The sequence below is a fragment of the Lactobacillus sp. UMNPBX1 genome, from assembly GCF_002554085.1.
Taxonomy (GTDB): domain Bacteria; phylum Bacillota; class Bacilli; order Lactobacillales; family Lactobacillaceae; genus Lactobacillus; species Lactobacillus crispatus.
The window spans coordinates 1-393 of record NZ_PCZI01000067.1 but is presented as its reverse complement, the minus strand read 5'-3'; the positions used below and the strand labels follow the sequence as shown (position 1 = coordinate 393).

The following is a 393-nucleotide window of genomic DNA, read 5'->3' as shown; positions in this document are numbered from 1 at the left end:
AAGAACCAAAACGCGGAATCAACGCTGGAACATACTTGGCCCTCTTCTTAAATCAATTTGATTTTGAAAATGGAGCAAAAGACTTCATCAGTTTTGCTGCTGAAAAGCTTCACCTTGATTCACGGTTGAAGAACTTTGATATGAACTACACGGATGATGTGATGGGCGATTTAACAATGAACCCTGGCCTCCTTTCATTTGAAGACGGCAAGGAAGGTTCAATCACCCTTAACTTCCGTTATCCAAAGGGCACTGATCCGGAATACATTGAAAAGGGATTGAATACAGCTGCTGATGAATATCATGTTCACTTTGAAATGCATGATGGCGGCATGGTTCCGCACTACGTTGACGAAGACGATCCGTTAGTCAAGACATTATTAAATGTTTACC

Annotated in this window: 1 pseudogene; it reads left to right on the top strand. The window is 41.5% G+C overall.

The features are described from left to right. A pseudogene (locus tag CP352_RS11095) lies at positions 1-393 on the top strand (dipeptidase PepV); the annotation flags it as partial.